This is a genomic window from Romboutsia sp. 13368 (assembly GCF_018336475.1).
Lineage (GTDB): Bacteria > Bacillota > Clostridia > Peptostreptococcales > Peptostreptococcaceae > Romboutsia.
In genome coordinates this window covers 1158427-1161088 of record NZ_CP048741.1, presented here as the reverse complement: position 1 = coordinate 1161088, position 2662 = coordinate 1158427, and the positions used below count along the sequence as shown (strand labels likewise).

Annotated in this window: 2 protein-coding genes; both read right to left on the bottom strand. The window is 23.7% G+C overall.

The genetic code is table 11. The features are described 5' to 3' along the window. Nucleotides 1–232: 232 nt before the first annotated feature. Nucleotides 233–1435 carry an alanyl-tRNA editing protein gene (locus G3997_RS04705; RefSeq protein WP_296648888.1) on the bottom strand — a complete coding sequence of 401 codons (1203 nt, stop codon included), beginning with the start codon at nt 1433–1435 and terminating at the stop codon, nt 233–235. Between the two features lie 234 nt (nt 1436–1669). Continuing rightward, nucleotides 1670–2629, bottom strand: a complete 960-nt coding sequence (locus tag G3997_RS04700) for a magnesium transporter CorA family protein (RefSeq protein ID WP_296648886.1) — start codon at nt 2627–2629, stop codon at nt 1670–1672. Nucleotides 2630–2662 lie beyond the last annotated feature (33 nt).

The window sequence follows — 2662 nt, the reverse complement described above, 5'->3', positions numbered from 1 at the left end:
TAATATGTAAGTTTATTTGAAGGTGAATTTTAGCTCACGGCAGCTTTAAATAGCTTTTATGGATTTTATAAGTATTTTCATTAAACTTTATTAACCGTAACGAAATTATGTAAACTAAAGTGTGAATTTATTAAATTCATAGATAAATTAATTAATATTATATAAAATAAAAAAACTAAGGTTACTTATCTAAAATTAAGAAACCTTAGTTTTTTTATTTATTACTCATAATTTAATTTGATAATGAACTTTTAATTTTATTAAATGCATATTCTAGAGTTACGTCTAAATTACCATTATTTTTTCCTCCACCTTGAGCTAAGAAACAACTTCCTCCTCCGTTTCCATCTACTAACTTTATAGAGTCTTTTAATAATATATTCATATCAACATCTAAGTCTTTAGATGAACCGTATATTAAATTTACCTTATTTTTATTTATTATACCTGTTAGTACAATAGCACTTTCATTTTCAGTAATTTTAGAGATAACCTTAGATATATATTTAGATGATTTATCATTATATATCCTTTTTATAATATAAATACCATTTACGTTAAGACTTTTATCTATCATATCTTTTATTTCATAGTTTGATATTATCTCTTCTAATTTTTTATTTTCACTTACGAGTTCTTGATTTCTCTCATTTATATTCCTTATGCCTTTTATAACTTCATCTTCACCAGATTTTAAAGATTTACATATATTATCTAAGATTAGATCTCTTTTTAACATATAGTTAATTGCTCTTTTACCTGCATAAAACTCTATTCTCGTATTACCCCTATTTTTTTCCCATCTTTTTATTTTTATCATTCTTAAATCTAATGTTGATTTCGGATGAACTCCACAACATGCATTAGAATCTAAATCTCCAATTTTTACAATTCTTATTTCACTTGACGTATCTGGCAATTCTCTTCTTATCCATATTTTCTTTAAGTCTTTCTTAGCTGGAGTTAGTACCTCAAGTTTAATATCATCCGATATAGCTTTATTGGCATATAATTCAGCTTCTCTTATTTGTTCTTCACTTAGTATTCCTTGTATATCAACAGTACTAGATTCTTGTCCTAAATGAAAAGATACTGTATTTGCCTTAAATAGATTATAAAAACATCCAGATAATACGTGTTGTCCAAAGTGTTGATGCATTCCATCTTCTCTTCTATCCCAGTCTATCTCACACTTAACTTTATGTATCCTTGTAGGCTTTTTTTCTAAAACATGATATACCTTATCTTCTTTTTCATAAACATCTATAACGTCAAAAKARTCAATTTCCCCTAAATCACAAAACTGTCCCCCTCCACCTGGAAAGAAAGCTGTTTTATCTAAAACAACATGAAATTTATTATCTACTTCTTTTATTTCTATGATCTCTGCCGTGAATTCTCTTATGTATTGATCTATATAGTATAATTTATCCATATTATTTCTCCTTTTCTCGGGTTTTAACAGTATTTTACACTATTTACTTAAAAATATAAATATTTTAAGTTATAAAATGGTAATTTTTCTTTAAAATCARCACNNTAATTTTTCTTTAAAATCAACACTTTACTTTATCTAGTTAATATATACTTTCCGAAACTTAATTAAATAAAGCAAAGTGCTATTTTGTATGCTAAAGTTACTTTAAAAATTAAAGTAACCATGTATTAATTATAACAACTTATTTATTTTAAATACTATAATCCCAACTAATAAAATTAAAAACATAATTCCTAAAGTAATTGGATATGCATATTGAAAGTTAAGTTCAGGCATAAATTTAAAATTCATTCCATAAATGCCAGTTATTATTGTAATAGGTGCAGAAATAGCTGTTAGAAGAGTTAATTTAGTTATAAGATTATTAGTCTGTTCAGTTATTTTAGATGAATATATATCAAGTAATTTATCTGCTAATTCTCTAGTTGATAGTGCAAAATTATATAATTTATCTATCCCAAAATCTATACTTTGTAAGTTATCTAAGTTATATTTTTTTATGTCATTATTTTTAATGTATCTGAAATTATCCTTTAATATTCTATCTCCTAAGTATAATAACGGACGTGTATTTTTTACTAAAGTTCTGGTTATTCCTCTTATATAACTTATCTTTAAAATATGTTCATCATTTGTATATTCCATCATTTCGTCTTCTAGATTCAATATCATATCTTCTACTTTTTCTAGATTTTCAAATTCATGTATTATTATATACTTCAATATGAAATAAGTTATTTTAAAAAGGTTTTGATCTATATATGATTGTTTAATTTTAGAGTTATTAATTATTATATCTTTTACATAATTATGTAAAAAATTACTTTCCTCACATACAATTAATATGAAGTTATCAGATAGATACATATTAACTTCTTCTATTTTAGCTTTATCATTAGTAAGCTCACAGGTATTAAGACTTAAGAAATCATAATTATCAAATAAGTCAAACTTTATATTCTCATCAAATTTAAGGCAATCATTAAAGGTTATTTCATCTATATCTAATATATCTTTCAATAAATTAAGTTCTTTAGATGAACTTAAAATAAGATACGTATTGTTTTTATCATAAAAATCCGCTTTAAATGACTCTAAAGCTTCTTTAGTTTTTAAATTTAATATATACATAAATATCACCATTTATATTATTAACTATATAAT

Excerpts from the sequence above, each read along its gene's own strand:
- G3997_RS04700 (WP_296648886.1), bottom strand. The coding sequence starts at position 2,629 with ATGTATATATTAAATTTAAAAACTAAAGAAGCTTTAGAGTCATTTAAA.